The sequence below is a fragment of the Streptomyces sp. NPDC029041 genome, assembly GCF_040637515.1.
Lineage (GTDB): Bacteria > Actinomycetota > Actinomycetes > Streptomycetales > Streptomycetaceae > Streptomyces.
This window is the reverse complement of the sequence record NZ_JBEZWO010000002.1, coordinates 795057-819861: the sequence shown is the minus strand read 5'-3', so window position 1 is coordinate 819861 and position 24805 is coordinate 795057. Positions and strand designations below refer to the sequence as shown.

Genomic DNA, 24805 nt, shown 5'->3' with positions numbered 1-24805 from the left:
GCAGGGGGGACCCTGTGGGAGAGTAGGACGCCGCCGAACAATTTTTGGGAAAACCCCCGCATCTTCGGATGCGGGGGTTTTCTGCGTTTCCAGGACCCCCTTCCGGGGGCTCGCTGATTGTTAGAGGCGTCCGGCTGCCTTCAAGGCCAAATACGCGTCCGCCAGCGTCGGCGCCAGGTCGTCCGGGGTGGCGTCGACGACCGTGACGCCGTGGCGGCGGAGCTGCTCTGCCGTGCGGTGGCGTTCCGACTGGGCCTGAGCGGCTGCCGCGGCCTCGTAGACGGCGTCCACCTGTCCGCGGGCCTTGGCCATTTCTCTGATGTGCGGGTCCGCTACCGAAGCCAGCAGGACCGTGTGACGTTGCGTGAGCTGCGAGAGAACCGGGAGCAGGCCCTCTTCGATCGGGGCCGCGTCCAAGGTCGTGAGCAGGACGATCAGGGAGCGGCGGGGGGACGTGCGCAGGGCGGTGGCCGTCAGGCCCCGGGCATCCGTTTCGACGAGCTCCGGCTCGAGTGTTGCCATCGCGTTGACCAGAGCGGGGAGGACATCACCCGCAGTGCGGCCCTGAACGAGCGCGCGGACTTTCCGGTCGTAGGCGAGGAGGTCCACCCGGTCGCCGGCGCGGGAGGCGAGGGCTGCGAGGAGGAGGGCCGCGTCCATCGAGGCGTCGAGGCGCGGTGCGTCGCCCACCCGGCCGGCCGAGGTGCGGCCGGTGTCCAGGACCAGCAGGATGTGGCGGTCGCGCTCGGGACGCCAGGTGCGCACGGCGACGGTGGTCTGGCGGGCTGTGGCGCGCCAGTCGATGGAACGGGTGTCGTCGCCCGGGACGTACTCGCGCAGGCTGTCGAACTCCGTGCCTTCGCCGCGGGTGAGGACGCTGGTGCGGCCGTCCAGTTCGCGGAGGCGGGCCAGCTTGGAGGGCAGGTGCTTGCGGCTGGTGAACGGGGGGAGGACGCGTACCGTCCAGGGGGCCTTGTGGGTGCCCTGGCGGGAGAAGAGACCGAGGGGGCCGTAGGACCGGATGGTGACGCGGTCGGCTTGGCGGTCGCCTCGGCGGGTGGGGCTCAGGCGGGTGGTCACGCGGCGGCGTTCACCAGGGGGGACCGTGAGGCGGTGGCGGGAGGCCGTTGTCTCCGTGCCTGGCTGCCAGCTGCTGGGGGGCCAGGCGTCGCGCAACCGGGCTCGCAGAGGGCGGCGGGACGGGTTGGTGACGGTGAGGGTCACGTCCGCCGTGTCGCCGAGGCGTACGGAGGTGTCGCCGGAACGGGTCAGGCCCAGTCGGCGTACCGGGGCGGCCAGTGCGAAGTCGCAGGCGCAGGCCACGGCGAGGGGAGCGTTGACCGCCAGGATGCCCGTCCAGCCGGGCTCCCAGATACCGACGGGGAGAGAGCCCAGGGCCGCGATGAGGGCGGCGCGTCCGGTGAGTGCCATCAGCGGGGGACGGGGACGTGGGCGAGGATCGCGTTGATGACGGAGTCGGCCGTCACGCCTTCCATCTCGGCCTCCGGGCGCAGTTGGACGCGGTGCCGGAGGGTGGGAAGGGCGAGTGCCTTGACGTCGTCGGGGATGACGTAGTCGCGGCCGGTCAGCCAGGCCCAGGCGCGGGCAGTGGCCAGGAGGGCCGTGGCTCCCCGGGGTGAGACGCCGAGGGTGAGGGACGGCGACTCGCGGGTGGCGCGACAGATGTCGACGACGTAGGCGGTGATCTCGGGGGAGACGGTCGTCTTGGCGACCGCGGCGCGGGCCGCTTCCAGGTCGGCGGGGCCCGCTACGGGGCGTACGCCGGCGGCGCGGAGGTCGCGGGGGTTGAAGCCCTCGGCGTGGCGGGTGAGGACGTCGATCTCGTCCTGGCGGGAGGGGAGGGGGATGGTGAGTTTGAGCAGGAAGCGGTCCAGCTGGGCTTCCGGGAGGGGGTAGGTGCCCTCGTACTCCACCGGGTTCTGGGTCGCGGCGACGAGGAACGGGTCGGGGAGGGGGCGGGGGGTGCCGTCGACGGTGACCTGGCGTTCCTCCATGGCTTCCAGGAGGGACGACTGGGTCTTGGGGGGCGTGCGGTTGATCTCGTCGGCGAGGAGGAGGTTGGTGAAGACCGGGCCGGGCTGGAAGGAGAACTCGGCGCTGCGGGTGTCGTAGACCAGGGAGCCGGTGACGTCGCTGGGCATCAGGTCGGGGGTGAACTGGACGCGCTTGGTGTCGAGTTCGAGGGCGGAGGCGAGAGCGCGGACCAGGAGGGTCTTGGCGACGCCGGGGACGCCTTCGAGGAGGACGTGGCCGCGGCAGAGCAGGGCGACGACGAGGCCGGTGACGGCGGGGTCCTGGCCGACCACGGCCTTGGCGATCTCGGCGCGCAGGGCCTCCAGGGCGTCTCGGGCGCTGCCCGGGGCCCCGGTGGTCCTGGCGTTGTCAGTGGTCGGGTCCATCATGGACGGCGTACCTCTCTTTCGAGGGCGTCGAGTCGGTCGGCGAGTGCGATGAGCGCTGCGTCGTCGCGGGGCGGTGGTCCGAAGAGGAGGGCGTGCAGGTCCTGGCCGTTGCCGTGAAGGTGGGCGGACAGGGCGGGGAGCAGGGCCTCGGGCGTGTGCGCCTGGGTGACGGGGACGCCGGTGAGGGGGGCGAGGCGGATGCGGGTGGTGGAGCGCAGAGCGTTGGCCGCGCGGTCGCGGGCGTCGGTCTTGCGGTAGAGGCGGGCGCGGCCTTCAGCGGTTTCGGAGGCGCGGATCGCGACGGGGAGTTTCTCGGGCACGAGGGGGCCGAGTCGGCGTGCCCGCCAGAGGGCGGCCAGGGCTGCGGCGATGAAGAGCTGCAGCGTGCCCCAGAGCCAGCCCGAGGGGAGTAGGTCGAAGAAGCTGCGTTCGTCGTCGGGGCCGGTGGCCGACGCGTCGGAGAGCGAGGGGAGGTACCAGACCAGATGGGGGCGCGAGCCGAGGAGTTGCAGGGCGAGCGAGGCGTTGCCGTGCTCGTCGAGGCGGTCGTTGAGGAGGATGTCGGGCGCGCCGAGGGCGATGGTGTCGCCGTCCCCGCGCCGGTCCGGGATGCGCAGCAGGGTGGCCAGGCGTTCGCTGGGGTAGCAGGCGTCGGCGCCCAGGTGCGTGGTGGAGTAGCGGACGCCGCCCGTGTCGGCGGTGCCGGCGCGCCGGGCGGCGGGCAGGGCGCAGTCGGGGGCGAGCGTCGAGTCGAGGCTGGTGGCGGGGTCGGCGGTGACGCCGGGGGCGAGCCGTTCGATGGAGGCGCTGCCGGAGGCGACCAGGACCGTGCGGCCGTGGGATTCGGCGAACGCGTTGTGCAGCCGCGTCTGTTGACGAGGAGTCAACAGGTCGGGGACGGCGACCAGAAGGGTCGTGTCCGGGCCGGTCGCGGCGGCTGCTTCGTCGAGGGTGGTGACCACGCGGGTGTCCACGCCCCGGTCGGCGAGGAGTTCGGCGACGGCGCGGCTGCCGTAGGGGTCGGCGGAGCGCGGGTCGAGTTCGCCGTGGCGGGCGTCGGAGCGGATGACGGCGATGGTGATCGCTCCCGCGAGCAGCACCACGAGGGCGAGGGCGATGCCGCGCGTGCGGGTCCACACCTGGCGGGCGGTGGGCGAGGCCGAGGTGGACGTGAGGGTGGCCCCGGTGGTCATCCGGCGGCTCCCGGGTGGGTGTGGGGGGCCGTGGCGGCGCTGCTCGTCGCGAGTTGGGGCTTGCTGCGTTCCAGGTCGCGGTCGAGTTCGGCGATGCGGTGGTACGACTGCTCGGTCGCCGAGCGGCCGCCGTACGTGACGTCGTCGAAGTCGCGGGCGGCGGTGCGCAGTCGGTCGGTGTGGGCGGGCAGGGCGCGGCCGGCTTCGGCTGCTGCCTCGTCGGCGGTGCGGCCGGGGCGGACGTCGAGGAGAGCGCGTTCCTCGAGGGCGCGGACGAGGGCCCGCATGCGTTCCTGGACGGCCTGGCTCCAGTGGCCCTGGGCGGCGTGCGCCTCGGCGGCGGCACGGTGGTCGGCGGCGCTGCGGGGACGGTCGTCGAACAGGGCCGCGGACGAGGTGGGTTGGCGGCGTGGGGTGCCCAGGCGCCACCACAGGGCGGCCAGGACCGCGACGACGGCCACGGCGATGACGAGCAGACCGAGTGTGCCGCCGGGGGTGGCGTCCGAGGCGGCGGTGAGGAGTTTGCCGAGCCACTCCCAGAAGGCGTCGAGGGCGCGCTGGAAGAGGCTGGGGTCGTTCTCGTGGTACATCCGCTTGGACAGCTCGCGCCGGGCCGCCTCGCGCGCGGGGTCGCGCGGTGTGGTGAGGGGTGGCTCGTCCACGGAGCGGGCCGATGACAGCAGGGTGCTGTCGTGGGCGCTCAGCAGCGTCCGTAGGCCGGCGCGTGGCAGCGCCGTGGTGAGAAGTTCCCCCGCCCGGCTCACCGCATCAGCTCCCCGGGATGGTGCCGGGGGCGGTGGAGCCGTAGCCCTGGACACCGGCGGCGCGGGCCAGTTCGAGGTCGAGGGCCTCGCGGCGGATGCGCTGGTCGATGTAGAGCAGCACGGTGACGCCCGCTGTGATCGGGAACGTGATCATGGAGCCGATCACCGAACCGATGCCACTGATGATGAGGAAGGTCCAGCCCAGGCTGCCGCCACCGGTGTTGAGCCAGCCGGTGAGGCCGTCGCCGCTGAGGGCCGCGGCGAGGAGGGTGAAGGGGATGACGATGATCGACGCGACGACGTTGGCGATGAGCGTGGCGAGCAGCTGGATGCCGAAGATGCGCCACCAGGTGCCCTGGACGAGCTTCGCGGAGCGGCCCATGGCCTTCTTGATGCCCTGCTTCTCCAGCATGAGGGCCGGGGAGGCGAGGGAAAAGCGGATCGCCAGCCACAGGGCGACGATGCCGGCGCCGATGATGCCGAGGACCATGAGGGCGACGCCTGCGCCGGTGCTCCCGGCGACGGTGACGAGGAGGCCGGGCAGGGCTCCCACGGTCACGACCCCGACGGTGATGAGCAGCAACACGCAGATGAGACCGAACAGTTTGAGGACCTGAGGGCGGGCGTCCCGCCAGGCCTCGCCGATGGTCACCGGCTTGCCGAGCACGGCGCGGCTGGTGACGGTGGTGAGCAGGGCGGTCGCGATGACCGTGCCCACCAGGGAGATCACGAAGACGACGGTGGAGCTGAGCAGGGCGTCGCCCATGGCGCGGCTCAGCTCGCTGAGGCTGGCGCTGGGGTCGTCGAGGGCGTCGGTGCTGGTGTCGTCGAGGACCAGGCCCTGGAAGAGGACGACGATGACCTGGGTGAGGACGGCGACGGTGAGCGAGATGCCCAGGACCGTGCGCCAGTAGGTGCGCATGGTGGAGACCGCGCCGTCGAGGATCTCGCCCACGCCGAGCGGGCGGAGCGGGATGACGCCGGGCTTGGCGGCGGGAGGCGGGCCGCCCCAGCCGCTTCCCCAGCCGCGGTGAGCTCCGGGGGCGCCGTGTCCGCCGCTGCCTGCGGGGCCGTATCCGCCGGGGGGCTGGTTGCCCCAGCCCGGGCCGGGGGGCGGGGGAGGGGGAGCCTGGCCGGGGGCGGTCGGGCCGCTGGGGGCGGACCACTGGGCCGGTGGCGGCTGCTCCTCGGACCACTGCGGGCCCGGGCTCTGCGGGGCCTGGGCCGGCTGGTCCGCCGGCTGGGCGGGGCCGGGGCGGTCGGTGGGCTCCGCAGGGCCGGAGTGGTCCGGCTTCTGGCCGTCGGACGGGGCGGATCCGGGCGAGGCCCAGCCCGGAGTGTCGTTCATCGTCGCTCCTTCACGGTGCCCGTCCGCGGTCGCGGTGGCAGGTTGGCTGCCATCGTGCCATGGGGTGGTCTTGGAGTGACCGGCCGCGGTATGGGCTGCGTACCTTCAATTGTCCGCCCGATAGGGGGCAGACTGACGACATGGCTGATCAGTACGCGCACAGCGGCGATGACAAGCGGCCGACCGAGATCCCGGCGATCCGCTGGGAAGAGCCACCGGAAGGCCCCGTTCTGGTCCTGCTGGACCAGACGAGGCTGCCGGCCGAGGAGGTCGAACTGGTCTGTACGGATGCGTCCGCGCTCGTGGAGGCGATCCGCTCGCTGGCGGTGCGCGGGGCGCCGCTGCTCGGCATCGCGGGGGCGTACGGTGTCGCGCTCGCCGCCGTACGGGGCTTCGACGTGTCCGAGGCGGCGGCCGCGCTGGCTGCTGCCCGGCCGACCGCGGTGAACCTGGCCGTGGGTGTGCGCCGGGCCCAGTCGGCGCACGAGGCGGCGCTCGCGAAGGGCGGTGACGTCCGGCAGGCGGCCGCGGCGGCGCTGGCCGCGGCGCGGCAGCTGCACCGGGAGGACGCCGAGGCGAGCGGCCGGATGGCCGAGCACGGGCTGGCGCTGCTCGACGAGCTGCTGCCCGGTGGCGGGCACCGGATCCTGACCCACTGCAACACCGGTTCGCTGGTGTCGGGCGGCGAGGGGACGGCGTTCGCGGTGGCGCTCGCGGCGCACCGGAGGGGGCGGCTGCGGCGGCTGTGGGTGGACGAGACGCGGCCGTTGCTGCAGGGCGCTCGTCTGACGGCGTACGAGGCGGCTCGCAGCGGGATGGCGTACACGCTGCTCACCGACAACGCGGCGGGGTCGCTGTTCGCCGCGGGGGAGGTGGACGCGGTGCTGATCGGGGCGGACCGCATCACGGCGGACGGTTCGGTGGCGAACAAGGTCGGGAGCTATCCGCTGGCGGTGCTGGCGAAGTACCACCATGTGCCGTTCATCGTGGTGGCGCCGGTGACGACGGTGGACCTGGACACGGCGGACGGGGCGTCCGTCGAGGTGGAGCAGCGTCCCGGGCACGAGGTGACCGAGGTGACGGCGCCGCAGGTGCCGGTGGTCGGTGCGGAGGCGGGCGGGGGCATTCCGGTGGCGCCGCTGGGGACGCAGGCGTACAACCCGGCGTTCGACGTGACCCCGCCCGAGCTGGTGACGGCGATCGTCACGGAGGAGGGTGCCGTTTCGCCTGTGACGGCCGAGGCACTCGCCGAGGTGTGTGCGCGCTCCCGCGGGGTGGCGGCGGGCTGAGCCGGGCGGTGCGGGGGTCACGGAGGGTGTGCGGGGCGGAAAGGGCTCCGGCACCCTTCTCGCTCCCCGTCCGGGGCCCGGTACGGGGCGTGTGGCGTCCGGGGCCTGATCATCGGCGGGCGGGCGAGGGCAGACAGTAGCGCTTGCTGCGACTATGGTCACTGGCCGGTGACCTACCTCACCACTGCCTTCGCCACTGTTATGAGAATGGGATGATGTCGTTTATGAAGGGACGAGTCCTTGTCGTCGACGACGACACCGCACTGGCCGAGATGCTCGGCATTGTGCTGCGTGGTGAGGGTTTCGAGCCGTCGTTCGTGGCGGACGGTGACAAGGCGCTGGCCGCGTTCCGCGAGGCCAAGCCCGATCTGGTGCTGCTCGATCTGATGCTGCCCGGCCGGGACGGCATCGAGGTGTGCCGTCTGATCAGGGCCGAGTCGGGTGTGCCGATCGTGATGCTGACGGCCAAGAGCGACACCGTCGACGTGGTCGTGGGCCTGGAGTCGGGTGCCGACGACTACATCGTGAAGCCGTTCAAGCCGAAGGAGCTGGTGGCCCGCATCCGGGCCCGGCTCAGGAGGTCGGAGGAGCCCGCTCCGGAGCAGCTCGCCATCGGCGACCTGGTCATCGACGTGGCGGGGCACTCCGTGAAGCGGGACGGGCAGTCGATCGCGCTGACACCGCTGGAGTTCGACCTGCTCGTCGCGCTCGCCCGCAAGCCGTGGCAGGTGTTCACGCGCGAGGTGCTGCTGGAGCAGGTGTGGGGCTACCGGCACGCGGCGGACACGCGGCTGGTCAACGTCCACGTGCAGCGGCTGCGCTCCAAGGTCGAGAAGGATCCGGAGAAGCCGGAGATCGTGGTGACCGTCCGTGGCGTCGGCTACAAGGCAGGGCCGAGCTGACATGTCCGGCGACAGTGCCGCTTCGGCGCCCGGCCGGTCCGGGGCCCGCCCGGAGCGGCCTGTCGGGCGGAAGAGGTCCGGCTCCCGCTGGGGGCGGTTCCTGGAGAGCGGGTTGCTGCTCCAGGGCGGGATGCAGGGCAGCCCGGTCATCCGTCTGTTCATGCGGTGGGTGCGTCGGCCGCTGCTGCCCGTCATGCGGCTGTGGCGTCGCAACATCCAGCTCAAGGTCGTCGTCACGACGTTGCTGATGTCGCTGGGTGTGGTGCTGCTGCTGGGCTTCGTCGTCATCGGACAGGTGCGCAACGGTCTGCTGGACGCCAAGGTGAAGGCGTCCCAGAGCCAGGCCACGGGCGGCTTCGCGGTGGCCAAGCAGCGGGCCGACGAGGCGGCGAGCGGCACGGGCGACGATGTCGCCACGGCGGACGGACGGCCCGCGCAGAACGTCGCCGAGTGGATGAGCGACCTCGTCTCCTCGCTGTCCAGCGGCGGCCAGGGCGCCTTCGACGTGGTCACGCTCCCGGCCTCCGACGCGGACGGCGCGGGCGGCCGCGGACAGCGAGCCTCCGGCGAGGTGGACTGGAGCACGAGTGTGCCCGCCGACCTGCGCGAGAAGATCGGCAGCAGTACGACCGCCGCGCAGAGCTACACCCGCATCGTCTACAACAACGACACCAAGGACTCCCAGCCGGGTCTGGTCGTCGGCAAGCAGGTCAACGACCCGAACGGGGACCCGTACCAGCTGTACTACCTCTTCCCCCTCACCCAGGAGGAGAAGTCGCTGAGCCTGGTCAAGGGCACGCTGGCGACGGCCGGACTGTTCGTCGTCGTGCTGCTCGGGGCCATCGCGTGGCTCGTCGTGCGGCAGGTCGTCACGCCGGTGCGGATGGCGGCCGGGATCGCGGAGCGGCTGTCGGCCGGGCGGCTCCAGGAACGTATGAAGGTCACCGGTGAGGACGACATCGCACGGCTCGGTGAGGCCTTCAACAAGATGGCGCAGAACCTCCAGTTGAAGATCAGCCAGTTGGAGGACCTGTCGCGGATGCAGCGCCGGTTCGTGTCGGACGTGTCGCACGAGCTGCGTACGCCGCTGACGACCGTACGGATGGCCGCGGACGTGATCCACGAGGCGCGGGAGGACTTCGACCCGATCACCGCGCGGTCGGCGGAGCTGCTCGCCGACCAGCTGGACCGGTTCGAGTCGCTGCTGGCGGACCTGCTGGAGATCAGCCGCTTCGACGCGGGCGCCGCGGCGCTGGAGGCGGAGCCGATAGACCTCAGGGACGTCGTGCGGCGGGTGGTCAGCGGGGCCGAGCCGCTCGCCGAGCGCAAGGGGACCCGGATCCGGATCCGCGGTGACCAGCAGCCCGTCGTCGCCGAGGCCGACGCCCGGCGTGTGGAGCGCGTGCTGCGCAACCTCGTCGTCAACGCCGTCGAGCACGGCGAAGGCAAGGACGTCGTCGTCAGGCTCGCCGCGGCGGGCGGTGCGGTCGCCGTGGCGGTACGGGACTACGGGGTCGGGCTCAAGCCGGGCGAGGCGACCCGGGTGTTCAGCCGCTTCTGGCGGGCCGACCCGGCACGCGCGCGTACCACGGGTGGTACGGGGCTGGGACTGTCCATCGCCCTGGAGGACGCGCGGCTGCACGGCGGCTGGTTGCAGGCGTGGGGCGAGCCGGGCGGCGGCTCGCAGTTCCGGCTGACGCTGCCCAGGACGGCCGACGAGCCGCTGCGTGGCTCCCCGATACCGCTGGAGCCCAAGGACTCCCGGCGGAACCGGGGTCTCGACGACGCCGGACTGCCGCGCGGCGACGGGGAGAAGCGGGCGACCGTACCGGCGCAGCCGGCGAGCGGACCGGTGCCGCAGGGTGCGAAGCGGGACCCGATACCCCCGCGTGTCGCGCCGACGGCGGACCCGACGGCGCTGCCCGGTAACGGTTCGCGCGTGGTGCCCAGGCCCGCCTCGGGCACGCGCCCGCAGGACGAAGCGGCGCAGACCGAGCAGTCGGATGCCGGCGCGGGCCCGAGCGGCCGGGAGGCGACCGGGCGCGACGGGGCTGCCGACGGACGGACGGGACACGGTCCGGCGCCGAACGGGCCGCGGGACGAGGACAACGGCTCCGCGGGCCCTGGTGGCCGGGAAGCCGAGCGGGGGGACGTGGACAGGCAAGGGGAGGCATCTCGTGGGCGCTGACCGCGAGGGGCGCGGGCGGCGCAGGCCCGCGCGCGTGATGGCGTACGCCGCCGGTGGCGTCCTGGTGCTGGCGGGGTGTGCCTCGATGCCGGACAGCGGGGATCTGCGGGACGTGGAGTCCACCCCGCGCCAGGAGACGCAGGTGCGGGTGTTCGCCGTGCCGCCGGGGGAGGACGCGCCGCCCTCGGAGATCGTGCAGGGCTTCCTAGAGGCGCTCACCAGCGACGATCCGCATTACAAGACCGCCCGCCAGTATCTGACCGGCCAGGCCGCGAAGACATGGCGGCCCGAGGTGTCCGCCACGGTGCTGACCGACGGGCCGGGCGCCAAGCCCGAGGCGGGGGGCGGCGGGGAGGCCACCGGCGAGATCTCGTACATGCTGACGGGTACCAAGGTCGCCACCGTCGACGCGCAGCAGGCGTACGCGCCGGCCAGCGGCGCGTACGGCCGGAGCGTGCACCTGACGCAGGACGCCAAGCGGCAGTGGCGGATCGACGCGTTGCCGCAGGGCGTCGTCATGGGGGAGTCGGACTTCCAGCGCAACTACATGTCCGTCAGCAAGTACTACTTCGCTTCGAACACCTCCGCGACCGGGTCGAACGCACAGCCCACGGTGGTCGCCGACCCGGTCTACGTGCGCCGTCGTGTGGAGCCCATGACGCAGATGATGAGCTCCCTGCTCAAGGGGCCCACACGGTGGCTCGGGCCGGTGGTCAGGTCGAGCTTCCCGACCGGTACGGCCCTGGCGAAGGACACCGACTCCCTGACGCCGGACGACCGGAACAAACTGACGGTCCCGCTCAACGACAAGGTCGTGGGCATCGGAGTGAACCGGTGCCGGGAGATGGCCGCCCAGATCCTGTTCACGCTGCGCAATCTCAGCCCGGCCGTGGACGAGGTGGGGCTGCGGGCCGGCGGGTCGGAGCTGTGCTCGCTCACGCAGGGCGAGGCCGACGCCACCGCGACCAGGAACTCGGCGCGGCACCCCGACTACCTGTACTTCGTGGACGGCGAGCACCGGCTCGTGCGGATCCCCGCCGGCAACAGCGGCACGAAGCCGGATCCGGCGCCCGGAGCGCTCGGCGAGGGCGAAACGGCGTTGCGGTCGGTGGCGGTCTCGCGCGACGAGCACACCGCGGCAGGGATCAGCCTCGACGGCAAGTCGCTGTACGTGGGATCGCTGGTCTCCGGCGGTTCGCTGGGCGAGCCGGTGCTGCGCAGTCGGGGCGGTGCCGAGAAGAACCGGCTGACGGCCCCCAGCTGGGACGCGAACGACGGCCTGTGGGTGGCCGACCGCCACCCCGACCGCCCCCGGCTGGTCCTTTTCCAGGAGGGCAAGGGCGACCCGGTGGAGGTGCGCATGCCGAACCTGGGCGGACGGATCCAGTCCGTGAAGGTGGCCGCCGACGGGGTGCGGATCGCACTGGTCGTGGAGAAGGGCGGCAAGAAGACCCTGCTCGTGGGACTGATCGAGCGGGACGAGAGGCCGGGCGCGAAGCCCGTCGTCAGCGTGGCCGAACTGCGCTCCGCTACGCCTGAGCTGGAGGAGGTCACCACCATGTCGTGGGCCGGGGACAGCCGGCTCGTGGTGGTCGGGCGCGAGCACGGCGGGGTGGAGCAGATGCGGTACGTCCAGGTCGACGGCTCCACGCCGGACGTGCCGGCGCCCGCGGCCCTGACCGGGGTCAAGGAGGTCACCGCCGCCGAGGACGACCAGCTGCCGCTGGTGGCGTACTCGGTGGACGGCATCGTCCGCCTGCCCTCGGGTGAGCAGTGGCAGAAGGTGACGGAAGGGACGGCGCCGGTCTATCCCGGGTGAGGCGTTCTCGCTGCGGCGGCCCCGGTGTGACCGGTGTGCGCGGGTGAGCGGCCGCTGCTGACGAGGTCGGTCTCGTCGGGGGCGGCCGTCGGCGTGTCCGGGGCTGCTCGTGGCTTCTGAGGCCGTCGCTCTCCCCGGGGTCGTTCTCTTCCGGGCCCGTCGATGGCGCCGCGCGGGCCGGGGCCGGTCGGTGATTGCCGAGGGGTCCCGGAGTTCGTTCGTGATCCTGAGGGCGTCGCTCGTGTGGGGGACGCGCAGGTGGCGGGGCGGTTGGTTGTCCACAGGCGGTTGTCCACAGGGGTGGCGGGGTCGGGCTCGGGTCGGCACAGTGGTGGCCATGCGGGGGTGGTGGCAGGACCTCACCGACCTGGTGCTGCCGGGCGAGTGCGGGGGGTGCGGGGTACTTCGTACGGTGCTGTGCGCGCGCTGCCGTGCGGTGTTGTACTCAGGAGCGGTGCATCGGGTGCGGCCGGTTCCCGAGCCGTCCGGGCTCCCGTGGGTGTACGCGGCTGCGCGGTACGCGGACGAGGTCCGGGCGGTGCTGCTGGCCCACAAGGAGCGGGGTGCCCTGGCGCTCGCGGGGCCGCTCGGTGTGGCGCTGGCGGGAGCCGTGCACGCCGGGCTCCGGGGCGCTCCGGGTGCGGCGGGGGCCGGGGTGGCGTGGCCCCGGCGCGGCAGGGCTCCCGTGCTGCTCGTGCCGGTGCCGTCCGGGAAACGGGCCGTGCGGGCCCGGGGGCATGATCCGGCGCGGCGGATCGCGCTCGCGGCGGCGGGTGAGCTGCGGCGGAGGGGGCTTCCGGCCCGGGTGGCCGGTGTGCTGCGGCAGCGACGCGCCGTGGTCGACCAGTCGGGGCTCAACTCCCGGCAGCGACTGGCCAATCTCGCGGGCGCGCTGGCGGTGGCGCCGGGAGGTGCCCGGCTGCTGCGCGCGGGACCGGTCGTCCTCGTCGACGACGTGATGACCACGGGGGCGTCCCTCGCGGAGGCCGCGCGTGCGGTGCGGGCGGCCTCGCACGGGCATCGGGGGCAACCCGGCGTGACGGGGCCGATTTGGAACGATGCAGGAACTTGGGCCGTGTACGGGGGAGAGACCTGGGAAAGCAGAGAGGAACAGAACGTCGGATCAAGAACGGAGAGGACGGGCCGGCGGCCCGCCCCGCAGGTGAATGCGGGCGTGGTCGACGCCGACGGTGTCGTTGACGTGGCGTGCGCGGCGGTGGTCGCGGCCTCACCGGACTCTTTCGAAATAAACCGGAACTGATTGAGATCTTGTGTCGTTGCAGGTAACGAGAGGGCCTTTTCACCTGAACGGAGGTACGCCGCAGTAGAGGGTGACGACATCCGGCCGGGCGAGATATGTTCGGTTGAGAGGGAAAGCCGCAGGCCACACCTCTTCAATCCGAATGCCGTACTGCGGGTTTTTCCATCACCCGCGGCGGTGGAGTGGAGATCTCGCTCTCGGGGGAGGAGGTGGAAGTCACCGCGAGTCCGAGGTTCCGGGACTCACCGGAGCCTGGTGCAAAAGGGAGACGCTCCGCATCGAAGCGGAGCGATCCGGGAACGGAGTTCTGCGTGGACATCGTCGTCAAGGGCCGCAAGACCGAGGTGCCCGAGCGGTTCCGGAAGCACGTGGCCGAGAAGCTGAAGCTGGAGAAGATCCAGAAGCTCGATGGCAAGGTGATCAGCCTCGACGTCGAGGTGTCCAAGGAGCCCAACCCCCGGCAGGCCGACCGCTGTGACCGAGTGGAGATCACGCTCCGCTCCCGCGGCCCGGTGATCCGGGCGGAGGCAGCGGCGAGCGATCCGTACGCGGCGCTCGACCTGGCGGCGGAAAAGCTGGAAGCCCGGCTGCGCAGGCAGCACGACAAGCGGTATTCGCGCCGTGGGGCGCGCCGGATCCCGGCCGCCGAGGTCGCCGACCACGTCCCGGGTGTGGCGACGCTCAACGGAAACGGCCTGGTGCCGACTTCCGAGGAGGAACCCGAGGCCGTACCCACGAAGAAGATCGGCTCGCTGGAAGTGCAGGGTGACGGCCCCATCGTCGTCCGGGAGAAGACGCACGTCGCAGCCCCCATGACCCTCGACCAGGCTCTCTACGAGATGGAGCTGGTCGGGCACGACTTCTATCTGTTCGTCGACTCCGAGACCAAGGAACCGAGTGTCGTCTACCGACGGCACGCCTACGACTACGGCGTGATCCACCTCAGCACGGACACGATGGTCACACAGGCGCACTCTCCCGACGCGGGCGGTGCGCTCGGCGGCTGACCATGCCGGGTGACAGCGGAACAGGTGCCCCTGGAGCGCGTGTGCGCCCCCAGGGGCACCTCCGTGCGACCACTTCGCGCCCCGCTCGGGCACCCCGGTGCCGTCCAGGCATGAAATCATGATGACCACGGCCCAACCGGTGGGTCGTTGCTCTGGGTTGGCGATGGCTCAGGACTTCAGGCCACAGCCTTCAGGGGGAGGAACGATGGCGGACAGCTTCGGACCGATGCGTGACGGGGATGCCGACGACGGCGTCGTCGGCATGGGCCCGGACTCGGGGACTCCCCGCAAGGAACCGATCAGAGTCCTCGTGGTGGACGACCACGCCCTGTTCCGCCGTGGCCTTGAGATCGTGCTCGCCGCCGAGGAGGACATCCAGGTCGTCGGGGAGGCGGGCGACGGCGCCGAGGCCGTGGAGAAGGCCGCCGACCTGTTGCCCGACATCGTCCTGATGGACGTGCGGATGCCCAAGCGGGGCGGGATCGAGGCGTGCACCTCCATCAAGGAGGTGGCACCCAGCGCAAAGATCATCATGCTGACGATCAGCGACGAGGAAGCCGATCTCTACGACGCCATCAAGGCGGGCGCGACCGGCTATCTCCTCAAGGAGATCTCCACGGACGAGGTGGCCACCGCCATCCGCGCGGTGGCCGACGGGCAGTCGCAGATCAGCCCGTCCATGGCGTCGAAACTCCTCACCGAGTTCAAGTCGATGATCCAGCGCACGGACGAACGGCGCCTGGTGCCCGCGCCGCGTCTGACCGACCGTGAACTCGAAGTCCTCAAGCTGGTCGCCACGGGGATGAACAACCGGGACATCGCCAAGGAGTTGTTCATCTCCGAGAACACCGTGAAGAACCACGTCCGCAACATCCTGGAGAAGCTGCAACTGCACTCCAGGATGGAAGCGGTGGTCTACGCGATGCGGGAGAAGATCCTCGAGATCCGCTAGGGCCTGTCGTTTGGATCACGGCGCAGGGCATCGGCAGCGCCTGTCAATGCCGGTGAGCGGGGCCTGGTGCGTGCATCTGCAAGGCGGAGGAGGGAGTCGACGCGGAGCGTCGGCGAGTGAGGACAACGCGGCAGATGTGCGTGCCAGGCCCCGCGTCTGCGGCGTGATCCAAACGGCAGGCCCTAGTAGTGCTTCGTTACGTTGAGTGATCTCGGTTGATTGTGGGCAGCTTCCCGAAGTGAGGTTGGGGGAAGTGGAACGGCTCCGGGGTGAGTTGACGGAGTTCGTTGCCGATGTGTTCGGGTCGGTTCCGCGGCGGGATCAGCGCCGGTGGGGCGAGTGCTATCTGCGGGGCCTGATGCTGGATGGCCGGCGCAAGTCGGTCCAGCCGATGGCCGAGCGTCTTCCCGACGGGAACATGCAGGCCCTGCAGCAGTTCGTGAACCAGTCGCCGTGGGACCCGTTACCAGTCAGGCGACGGATCGCCGAGCGGCTGTCCGAAGTCGTCAGGCCCGAGGTGTGGGTGATCGACGATGTGTCGTTTCCCAAGTGCGGCACAGCGTCGGTGGGGGTGGCCCGCCAGTACGGCGGAGCGGTCGGCAAACGGGCGAACTGCCAGGTCGCGGTCAGCGTCCACGCCGCCACCGACACCGCCTCGTGCCCGTTGCAGTGGCAGTTGTATCTGCCGCGTGAGTGGACGGATACGCCGGACCGATGCCGCAGGGCAGGAGTCCCCGACGAGGTGGTGCACCAGGAGAAGTGGCGCCTCGCGCTCGGCCTGCTCGATACACTCGCCGACTGGCAGCTGAAGGCGCCGATCGTGGTCGCCGACGCCGGCTACGGCGTCAGCACCCCCTTCCGGCTCGGCCTTCAGGAGCGGGGGCTGTCCTATGTCCTGGCCCTGAACGGGAAGGAAGTCGCCCACCCGGAGGATGCCGAGCCGCACCAGCCCGCTTATGGCGGACTCGGACCGCCCACCCTTCCCCGCTACCGCACCCCACCGCGAGCCGTCTGCGCCCTCGCGGCGCAGGCGGGTGCGGAGCAGTTCACCGAGGTGACCTGGAGGCAGGGCAGCAAAGGCGCGATGACCTCACGATTCGCGGTGCTGACCGTGCGGCTCGCGGGCAAGCAGTCCCTGGCCGCAGCCCAGGAGGCGGGCGGCGGCCGCACCCGGTGGGACGGAGTCCTTCCCGTCCAGACACTCCTCGTCGAATGGCCTAACGGCCAGGACGCCCCGACGGACTACTGGATATCGAACCTGCCCGCGACCACACCGGCCGCTGACCTGGTGCGGTGGGCCAAGATGCGCTGGCGGATCGAGCACGATTACCGCGAGCTCAAGCATGGCCTGGGACTGGACCACTTCGAGGGCCGCACCTGGCGCGGCTGGCACCACCACGTCACCCTCGTCACCGCCGCCCAGGCCTTCCTCACCCTCCGGCGACTCGACCCAAAAGTCCGCACACCGGCCTGACCCTCTACCAGGTCCTCGACGTTCTTCAGGACCTGCTGAGGTGCTGGACCGGTACCTGCACCACCTGCGGACGCCCCCTGCCCAGCCCTCGAAGAAGCCGCAGACAGCCCGCAACCTAACGAAGCACTACTAGGGGCGGGTCTCAGCCGAGAACTCGGGCGAGTTCCTGCGCCAAGGGCTCGCGCAGGCCCGGGGCGTCGACCCGTTCCACGCGGACGTCCGTGCAGTCCACCCAGGTCGCCGCCTCCGCCAGGGCCTGGGCGACGGCCGGGATCGCCTTGGGGCCGTCGAGCGTGACCTGCTTGGCCACCAGGGTGCGGCCCTCACGGGCCGGGTCCACACGGCCGACCAGACGCCCCCCGGCCAGCACCGGCATCGCGAAGTAGCCGTACACCCGCTTCTGTTTGGGGACGTAGGCCTCCAGGCGGTGTGTGAAGCCGAAGATCCGCTCCGTGCGTGCCCGCTCCCAGATCAGGGAGTCGAAGGGCGACAGGAGCGTGGTGCGGTGGCGGCCGCGCGGGGGCGTCTCCAGGGCTTCGGGGTCGGCCCAGGCCGGCTTGCCCCAGCCCTCGACGACGACCGGGACCAGGCCCGAATCGGCGATCACCGCGTCGACCTGCTCGCCCTTGAGGCGGTGGTAGTCGGCGATGTCCGCGCGCGTACCCACCCCGAGGGAACGGCCGGCCAGGCGGACCAGGCGGCGCAGGCACTCGGCGTCGTCCAGCTCGTCGTGCAGCAGCTCCTGAGGAACGGCGCGCTCGGCGAGGTCGTAGAGGCGCTTCCAGCCGCGGCGCTCCACGCAGACCACCTCGCCGTACATCAGGGCGCGTTCGACGGCGACCTTGGAGCCGGACCAGTCCCACCAGTCGTTCGTCTTCTTCGCGCCGCCCAGCTCCGTCGCCGTGAGGGGGCCTTCGGAGCGGAGCTGCTTGATGACCTGGTCGTAGGCGCCGTCGGGGAGTTCGTGGTTCCAGTGCGGGCGGTTGCGGTAGGCGCGGCGGCGGAAGGCGAAGTGGGGCCACTCCTCGATGGGCAGGATGCACGCGGCGTGCGACCAGTACTCGAAGGAGTGGGTGTCCCGCCAGTAGGCGTCCTCCACCGTCCTGCGGCCCACCGCGCCCAGGCGGGCGTACGGGACGAGTTCGTGGGAGCGGGCCAGGACCGAGATGGTGTCGAGCTGTATCGCGCCCAGGTGGCGGAGGATGCCGCGGACGCCGGCGCGGCGGTCGGGCACACCGAGGAAGCCCTGGGCGCGGAGCGCGATCCTGCGGGCCTCGTCGGCGGAGAGCTCTGCGGTGGGGCGCGGGGTGGTCATGGTCGCAGAGTAGGGGGTGGGACTGACATGGCGGTGTGACCTGCGGATCTACCCGGGCGGTCGAGACGGGCGGGGCGCCGGCAGGTAGGGGGCCGTCGACGGGAGGCCCAGGTCCGAGGGGAGCAGGGAGCCCACCCAGGTGTCGTGGCGCACTCCCTTGTTGTTCGTGGCGGAGCGCAGCGTGCCCTCGATCGTGAAGCCCGCTCGTTCCGCCACCGCACGGGAGGCCCTGTTGCCCACGGTCGCCCGCCATTCGACGCGGTCGAGCGCGGCATGGGTGAAGGACCAGCGGCAGGCGGCGAGGGCGGCCTCGGTGACGTAGCCGTTGTCGCGGTGCCGCTTCGCGGCCCAGAAGCCGATCTCACCCATGCCGAGGGCGCGCATCGCGATGCCGATCATGCCCGCCAGTTCCCCGGAGTGCAGGAAGACACCGAAGGTGAACATGGAGCCGTCCGCCCAGCCGTCCGGGACGAGTTGTTCCGTGAAGCTCCGGGCGTGCTCGCGCAGGTAGGGCGAGGGGATCGTGGTCCAGCGCTGGATGTCGGGGTCCTGGCAGGCGTCGTACACCGCGTCGGTGTCCTGCGGGCCCACCGTGCGCAGCAGGAGGCGGTCCGTGGTGAGGGTGACGGGGTCCATCGGCCGATTGTGCTCGGCGGCGGGTCACGATGCCATGAGTTTCGCCCTCGGTGAGGCAGTGGTCACGCTTTGTGTAATTCGCTGGGGAGGTGCGGCACTATCCGGGGCTGCCGCACGTTGTCCCCTTTGAAGCAGACGTGAAACAGAATCGAAGCAGCGGACGGTCGCCGTCACGGCAGGCCCTCCCGGCGCGGTGGGGTCCTCGCATACGATGGCCGTTGCTCAGTAAGTCAAGTGGTAACCGACCGTCCCAGGCCCGACCGGCAAGGAGACCAACCCCCGTGTCCGTCCTCTCGAAGATCATGCGTGCAGGCGAAGGCAAGATCCTGCGCAAGCTGCACCGCATCGCGGACCAGGTCAACTCCATCGAAGAGGACTTCGTCGACCTCTCCGACGCCGAGCTGCGCGCTCTCACCGATGAGTACAAGCAGCGCTACGCCGACGGCGAGACCCTGGACGACCTGCTGCCCGAGGCGTTCGCCACCGTCCGCGAGGCCGCCAAGCGCGTCCTCGGCCAGCGTCACTACGACGTGCAGATGATGGGCGGCGCGGCCCTGCACATGGGCTACGTGGCCGAGATGAAGACCGGTGAGGGCAAGACCCTCGTCGGCACGCTGCCGGCGTATCTCAACGCGCTGTCCGGCAAGGGCGTCCACATCATCACGGTCAACGACTACCTGGCCGAGCGCGACTCCGAGATGATGGGCCGTGTCCACCGGTTCCTGGGGCTCGAGGTCGGCTGCATCCTCGCCAACATGACGCCGGCTCAGCGCCGCGAGCAGTACGCCTGCGACATCACCTACGGCACGAACAACGAGTTCGGCTTCGACTACCTGCGCGACAACATGGCGTGGTCCCAGGACGAGCTCGTCCAGCGCGGCCACAACTTCGCCATCGTCGACGAGGTCGACTCCATCCTCATCGACGAGGCCCGTACGCCGCTGATCATCTCCGGCCCGGCCGACCAGGCCACCAAGTGGTACGGGGACTTCGCGAAGCTGGTGAAGCGCCTCAAGCGCGGCGAGGCCGGCCAGCCGCTCAAGGGCATCGAGGAGACCGGCGACTACGACGTCGACGAGAAGAAGCGCACGGTCGCCATCCACGAGTCCGGTGTCGCCAAGGTCGAGGACTGGCTGGGCATCGACAACCTCTACGAGTCGGTGAACACCCCGCTGGTGGGCTACCTGAACAACGCCATCAAGGCCAAGGAGCTCTTCAAGAAGGACAAGGACTACGTCATCATCGACGACGAGGTCATGATCGTCGACGAGCACACCGGACGTATCCTCGCGGGCCGCCGCTACAACGAGGGCATGCACCAGGCGATCGAGGCCAAGGAAGCGGTGCCGATCAAGGACGAGAACCAGACGCTCGCCACGATCACCCTGCAGAACTTCTTCCGCCTCTACAAGCGCCACGACCACAACGGCAAGGAACAGCCCGGTCTGTGCGGCATGACCGGTACGGCCATGACCGAGGCCGCGGAGTTCCACCAGATCTACAAGCTCGGCGTGGTGCCGATCCCGACGAACCGGCCGATGGTCCGCAAGGACCAGTCGGACCTGATCTACCGGACCGAGGTCGCCAAGTTCGAGGCGGTCGTCGACGACATCGAGGAGAAGCACCGCAAGGGGCAGCCGATCCTCGTCGGCACCACCTCCGTCGAGAAGTCCGAGTACCTCTCGCAGCAGCTCAGCAAGCGCGGCATCCAGCACGAGGTGCTGAACGCCAAGCAGCACGACCGGGAGGCGACGATCGTCGCCCAGGCCGGCCGCAAGGGTGCCGTCACGGTGGCCACCAACATGGCCGGCCGTGGTACGGACATCAAGCTCGGCGGCAACCCCGAGGACCTCGCCGAGGCGGAGCTGCGCCAGCGTGGCCTCGACCCCGAGGAGCACATCGAGGAGTGGGCGCACGCCCTGCCCGAGGCGCTCCAGCGGGCCGAGAAGGCCGTACAGAACGAGAAGGACGAGGTCGAGAAGCTCGGTGGGCTCTACGTGCTGGGCACCGAGCGCCACGAGTCGCGGCGTATCGACAACCAGCTGCGCGGTCGTTCCGGCCGTCAGGGCGACCCGGGCGAGTCCCGCTTCTACCTCTCCCTGGGCGACGACCTGATGCGGCTGTTCAAGGCCCAGATGGTCGAGCGCGTGATGTCGATGGCGAACGTCCCCGACGACGTGCCGATCGAGAACAAGATGGTCACCCGCGCGATCGCCTCCGCCCAGTCGCAGGTCGAGCAGCAGAACTTCGAGACGCGCAAGAACGTCCTCAAGTACGACGAGGTCCTCAACCGCCAGCGTGAGGTCATCTACGGCGAGCGCCGCCGCGTCCTGGAGGGCGAGGACCTGCACGAGCAGGTGCAGCACTTCATGGACGACACCATCGACGCCTACGTCCAGGCCGAGACCGCCGAGGGCTTCCCCGAGGACTGGGACCTCGACCGGCTGTGGGGCGCCTTCAAGCAGCTCTACCCGTGCAGCGTCACGATCGAGGAGCTGGAGGAGGCGGCCGGCGACCGGGCCGGTCTCACCGCCGAGTTCATCGGCGACTCCATCAAGGACGACATCCACGAGCAGTACCAGGCGCGTGAGGACCAGCTCGGTTCCGAGATCATGCGTGAGCTGGAGCGCCGGGTCGTGCTGTCGGTCCTGGACCGCAAGTGGCGCGAGCACCTCTACGAGATGGACTACCTCCAGGAGGGCATCGGCCTGCGCGCCATGGCGCAGAAGGACCCGCTGGTCGAGTACCAGCGCGAGGGCTTCGACATGTTCACCGCCATGATGGAGGGCATCAAGGAGGAGTCCGTCGGCTACCTGTTCAACCTGGAGGTCCAGGTCGAGCAGCAGGTCGAGGAGGTCCCGGTCGAGGACACCAAGCCGGTGGCCGACCTGGAGAAGCACGACGCGGTGCCGGCGCAGGCGGGTTCCCGTCCGGAGATCCGTGCCAAGGGGCTCGACGTCCCGCAGCGGCGCAACCTCCACTTCTCGGCGCCGACGGTCGACGGCGAGGGCGGCACCATCGAGGGCGACTTCACCGAGGACGGCGAGCCGGTGCGCTCCGAGGCCGACGGCCTGACGCGCGCGGAGCGGCGCAAGCAGGCGCGGGGCCGGGGGCGTCGCAAGAAGTGACCGTTGCCGCGTAGCGGCTTGAAGGGCCGGACACCTGAGAGTGTCCGGCCCTTCGTCATGGGCGGCTTCTGCGCGGCCTGCCCGACGCCCGGCACCTGCTGCCGGGGCCTCGACAGGCCTCAGTCGCATTCCGGGCGGGGTGGGCGGGGGCCGCCGAGTTCCACCGCCGTGCAACGCCAGCGGAGGTCCTGGCCGAGTTCGAGACGGAAGGCCATGGCGCGCAGCCGGTCGCCGGCACCGATCCGGGCGAAGGCCTCGATGGCGCCCGGCCGGGGTTCGTACCAGCCGATGTCGCGGACGACGGGGCGGGCGCCGCGGGTGCGCAGGGGGCCGCGTTCGGCCAGCCAGGCCAGCTCGTCGTAAGCGCGGCCGCGGGTGTGGCGGAGCATCGAGTGGACGGGCCGGTGGCCGCTCAGGACGGCGACGAGGAGGTCGGCGAAGACGTCGGTGGGCAGGAGCCGGGGGACCGCCGCGTGGCGTGAGCCCTCGGCCGGGACGCGTCGGGTGATGTCGGTGGAGTCGGGCCCGGTGGCGTTCGTGCGGGCCGGGGAGCCGGTTGCTTCCGGGGACCTGCGCGGGGCTGTGCGGGTGGCTGAGAGGGACGGTGGGCGCGTGTCCGCCGGGCGGGTGCGGGAAGCCCTGGCGCGGGCGGAGGCAGGCGGACGACCGCCCGCAGCCGGAGGCCGGGCCCGGCCGCTGCCGGGAGAGCGCGGGGGCGCGGAGCCGCCGGGAAGGGGCGGTGCGGAGGCGGCGGCGACGGGGGTGCGGGGTGCGGTGTACCCGGGGGCGAGGGGTGAGGTGCCGGTGGCACGCGGGGAGCTGCCCGGAGGGCCGGGCCTGGGGCTGCTGGGAGCACTGGTCGCGGTGCTCATGGGAGGGCGGCTCGCTGGGTTGCCGGGGGTGCGGGAAGCGGCGTCCCCCGGGGTGCGCGGTGTGGCGTTCCCGGCGGTGCGAGGCGATGTACCGGCCGGGGTGTGAGGTGTGGTGGTCACCGGCGGGTGGGGTGCCGTGGTCGTGGCCGGGCCGCGTGGGTCGCGGTGGACCGGGGGGTGGGTGGCCGGGCGGTGGTGGGTCCTGGTCATGACCTTGTGCATGGGGGGTCCCCGTTTCGTGGGTCCGGTGGGTACCAGGGAGTAACTTCAAGTCGGTGATCTTGTACGGGGCGGACCGGGGCCGCGGCAAGGAAGCGCGGATCGGGTCGCGGGGCGCAGCGAAGTTCACCTATCCGGGTGGTGTCGGGATGGGAGGCCCTTGGACGCCGGGGGTGTCCCGGGTGAATTCCGGGCCGCGGGTGGACGCGTCCGGCGTCACGGGGCGGGGCTCGAAAGGGGACGCCCCGCACGTATCCTGAAGACCTTCCGGAGCCGTGCCGAGACCTCCGACCGCCCGCCACGACCACGAAAGCGGCCAGCCATGCGTGTCTACGTGCCCCTGACCCTCCCCGGCCTCGCCGAGGCGTACAAGACGGGTGAGCTGGGGAGCGGGCCGTTCGTCGCCCACGCCGTGACGCCGGGGCTGCGCGAGTGGTACGCCTCGGACGACATCGAGGAACTGGAGTACGCGGCGCTCGGCCGGGCCGCGCTGGCCTCGCTGCGCCTGCTGGCGGCCGAGCCCGGGGCGCCGCGGCGCCGGGTCGTGATCGCCGTCGACGTCGCCGACCGCGCCGTGAGCGCGGACGGCCTGGAGGCGCCGGGGGAGGTACGGGTCGCGGGCCCGGTGCCGCTCGGCAAAGCGGCGTCGGTGCACGTCGACGCGGCGGACGCGGACGCCGATGTGACGGCGGCCGCCGAGGCGCTGCCGGCGGCGGACGGCGGGGACGACGACGCGCAGTCCGTCGTGGACGGGGCGGAGGACCACGAGCTGCTGTGGTTCGCCACCCAGGAGATCGCGAACCTGGTGGGAGGCGGGGACTGAACCCGTCGCCGGGGGCGCGTCGAGGCACCGCTCTCTTGATTGTCAGTGGAGGCGGGTACGTTTTCGGGCATGGGGATGAAGACGGGCGCGCACATCGTCTGGGACTGGAACGGCACCCTGTTCCACGACAACGGCGCGATCATCGGGGCGACGAACGCGGCCTTCGCCGAGCTGGGCCTGGAGCCCCTCACGCTGGAGAAGTACCGGGAGCTGTACTGCGTACCGGTGCCGAAGTTCTACGAGCGGCTGATGGGGCGGCTGCCGACCGAGGCCGAGTGGGAGGCCATGGACGACGTCTTCCACCGGTACTACGCCGAGCACCGGACGTCGTGCGGGCTGACGGTGGGGGCCGTGGAGCTGCTGGCCGGATGGCGCTCGGCGGGCCGCAGCCAGTCGATCCTGAGCATGTACGTGCACGACGAGCTGGTTCCGCTGGTGCGGGGGTTCGGCATCGAGCCGCACTTCATACGGGTGGACGGGCGGACCGGACCGTCCGGGGGCAGCAAGGCCGAGCACATGGTGCGGCACCTGGCGTCGCTGAGCGGGGTGGCGCCGGAGCGGACCGTGGTGATCGGGGACGCCGCGGACGACGCGGTGGCGGCGCTCCATGTCGGGGCCCGGGCCGTGCTGTACACCGGCGGATCGCACAGCAGAGTGAGCCTGGAAACCGTCGGCGTTCCTGTCGTGGACACGCTGGAGGAAGCGGTCGCGGAGGCGGAGCGGCTCGCGGCGTGACGGGCCTTCCGGACCGGAACCCGTAGCAGCACTGTGCAGAACGTCAAACTTCCACGGCTGGTTTTGTACACATACGGCTCATGACGGAGCCCCTGTGAGGAGCGATAGCCTTGATGGCGTGATCAGCGCGATAGTCCGCGGGGACGCCGTCGTCCCTGCCCTGCGCCCGGAGAGCACGGACGACATCCGTGACCGGGCGGCAGTCGCTGGTCCTCGCGGGCGGGACGTGCCATCCAGGGCTCCCGGGACGCCGAGCATCATCCGTATCCGGGCGTCGCAGAGAGCAGCGTCACACCGGTGGCGCAGCTCAAAATTGGCTCAGACACCCCCGCTCATCTCGCCTTGCGGCATAGCGTCGGACCAGACCGGATACCCCGTGTCACGACGTGAGGCCGTCAGCGCGGAGGCCGTACTTCCTTCTACGTCACGCAACGGCGCGCGACAGGAGCCAGAGGAC

The 24805-nt window shown here is 71.3% G+C and carries 19 protein-coding genes; 11 read left to right on the top strand and 8 right to left on the bottom strand.

All coding sequences use genetic code 11. The annotated features are described in order from the left end of the window. Positions 1-120: 120 nt before the first annotated feature. From AB0F04_RS07225 to AB0F04_RS07205, 5 genes are all read right to left on the bottom strand, one after another. A complete protein-coding gene (locus AB0F04_RS07225; RefSeq protein ID WP_362038632.1) occupies positions 121-1431 on the bottom strand; it encodes a DUF58 domain-containing protein in 1311 nt (436 codons plus the stop codon). Next, positions 1431-2420 (bottom strand): MoxR family ATPase, encoded by a 990-nt coding sequence (locus tag AB0F04_RS07220; RefSeq protein ID WP_362038630.1) that lies wholly within the window; start codon positions 2418-2420, stop codon positions 1431-1433. The genes AB0F04_RS07225 and AB0F04_RS07220 overlap by 1 nt, the downstream gene beginning before the upstream one ends. Continuing rightward, positions 2420-3616: a DUF4350 domain-containing protein gene (locus AB0F04_RS07215; protein WP_362038628.1), complete on the bottom strand. Its 1197-nt coding sequence runs from the start codon at positions 3614-3616 to the stop codon at positions 2420-2422. Before AB0F04_RS07215 ends, AB0F04_RS07220 begins: the two co-directional genes overlap by 1 nt. Then, complete coding sequence (locus AB0F04_RS07210) at positions 3613-4323, bottom strand: DUF4129 domain-containing protein (protein WP_362038709.1); 711 nt, start codon at positions 4321-4323, stop codon at positions 3613-3615. Before AB0F04_RS07210 ends, AB0F04_RS07215 begins: the two co-directional genes overlap by 4 nt. A 61-nt stretch (positions 4324-4384) precedes the next feature. After that, a complete protein-coding gene (locus AB0F04_RS07205) occupies positions 4385-5728 on the bottom strand; it encodes a glycerophosphoryl diester phosphodiesterase membrane domain-containing protein (RefSeq protein ID WP_362038626.1) in 1344 nt (447 codons plus the stop codon). A gap of 140 nt (positions 5729-5868) precedes the next feature. On the opposite strand from AB0F04_RS07205, the gene mtnA reads away from it, so the two are divergent. The 8 genes from mtnA (at position 5869) to AB0F04_RS07165 (ending at position 16620) form a co-directional block, all read left to right on the top strand. Then, positions 5869-7017 carry an S-methyl-5-thioribose-1-phosphate isomerase gene (gene mtnA / locus AB0F04_RS07200; RefSeq protein ID WP_362038624.1) on the top strand — a complete coding sequence of 383 codons (1149 nt, stop codon included), beginning with the start codon at positions 5869-5871 and terminating at the stop codon, positions 7015-7017. A gap of 212 nt (positions 7018-7229) precedes the next feature. Then, a complete protein-coding gene (gene mtrA / locus AB0F04_RS07195) occupies positions 7230-7919 on the top strand; it encodes a two-component system response regulator MtrA (RefSeq protein WP_009188938.1) in 690 nt (229 codons plus the stop codon). 1 nt (position 7920) lies between these two features. Continuing rightward, entirely contained in the window at positions 7921-10107 is a 2187-nt protein-coding gene (gene mtrB, locus AB0F04_RS07190; protein ID WP_362038622.1) for an MtrAB system histidine kinase MtrB, read from the top strand. Further along, the gene (locus AB0F04_RS07185) at positions 10097-11926 is read left to right on the top strand and encodes an LpqB family beta-propeller domain-containing protein (RefSeq protein ID WP_362038620.1); all 1830 of its coding nucleotides are present in this window, start codon (positions 10097-10099) and stop codon (positions 11924-11926) included. Before mtrB ends, AB0F04_RS07185 begins: the two co-directional genes overlap by 11 nt. Positions 11927-12263: 337 nt before the next feature. Continuing rightward, entirely contained in the window at positions 12264-13187 is a 924-nt protein-coding gene (locus AB0F04_RS07180; RefSeq protein WP_362038618.1) for a ComF family protein, read from the top strand. A gap of 311 nt (positions 13188-13498) precedes the next feature. Next, positions 13499-14194 carry a ribosome-associated translation inhibitor RaiA gene (gene raiA / locus AB0F04_RS07175; RefSeq protein ID WP_362038616.1) on the top strand — a complete coding sequence of 232 codons (696 nt, stop codon included), beginning with the start codon at positions 13499-13501 and terminating at the stop codon, positions 14192-14194. Positions 14195-14399: 205 nt separating this feature from the next. After that, a complete protein-coding gene (locus AB0F04_RS07170) occupies positions 14400-15146 on the top strand; it encodes a response regulator transcription factor (RefSeq protein ID WP_362038614.1) in 747 nt (248 codons plus the stop codon). A gap of 238 nt (positions 15147-15384) precedes the next feature. After that, positions 15385-16620: an IS701 family transposase gene (locus AB0F04_RS07165; protein ID WP_362038612.1), complete on the top strand. Its 1236-nt coding sequence runs from the start codon at positions 15385-15387 to the stop codon at positions 16618-16620. 142 nt (positions 16621-16762) lie between these two features. On the opposite strand, the gene AB0F04_RS07160 is transcribed toward AB0F04_RS07165, so the two are convergent. Together AB0F04_RS07160 and AB0F04_RS07155 are read right to left on the bottom strand one after the other, a co-directional pair. Beyond that, on the bottom strand, positions 16763-17935 hold the full coding sequence (locus tag AB0F04_RS07160) for a crosslink repair DNA glycosylase YcaQ family protein (RefSeq protein ID WP_362038609.1): 1173 nt from the start codon (positions 17933-17935) through the stop codon (positions 16763-16765). Between the two features lie 48 nt (positions 17936-17983). Further along, positions 17984-18571, bottom strand: coding sequence for a GNAT family N-acetyltransferase (locus tag AB0F04_RS07155; protein WP_362038607.1), 588 nt, complete (start codon positions 18569-18571; stop codon positions 17984-17986). 281 nt (positions 18572-18852) lie between these two features. Between AB0F04_RS07155 and secA the strand changes: the two genes are divergently transcribed. After that, positions 18853-21699: a preprotein translocase subunit SecA gene (secA, locus tag AB0F04_RS07150; RefSeq protein ID WP_362038605.1), complete on the top strand. Its 2847-nt coding sequence runs from the start codon at positions 18853-18855 to the stop codon at positions 21697-21699. A 119-nt stretch (positions 21700-21818) separates the two neighbouring features. On the opposite strand, the gene AB0F04_RS07145 is transcribed toward secA, so the two are convergent. Beyond that, the gene (locus AB0F04_RS07145; protein ID WP_362038603.1) at positions 21819-22571 is read right to left on the bottom strand and encodes an Rv3235 family protein; all 753 of its coding nucleotides are present in this window, start codon (positions 22569-22571) and stop codon (positions 21819-21821) included. Positions 22572-23112: 541 nt separating this feature from the next. Here AB0F04_RS07145 and AB0F04_RS07140 point away from each other — a divergent pair. Both AB0F04_RS07140 and AB0F04_RS07135 read left to right on the top strand, forming a co-directional pair. Then, positions 23113-23613 (top strand): hypothetical protein, encoded by a 501-nt coding sequence (locus AB0F04_RS07140; RefSeq protein ID WP_362038602.1) that lies wholly within the window; start codon positions 23113-23115, stop codon positions 23611-23613. Positions 23614-23682: 69 nt separating this feature from the next. After that, on the top strand, positions 23683-24348 hold the full coding sequence (locus AB0F04_RS07135; RefSeq protein ID WP_362038600.1) for an HAD family hydrolase: 666 nt from the start codon (positions 23683-23685) through the stop codon (positions 24346-24348). Positions 24349-24805 lie beyond the last annotated feature (457 nt).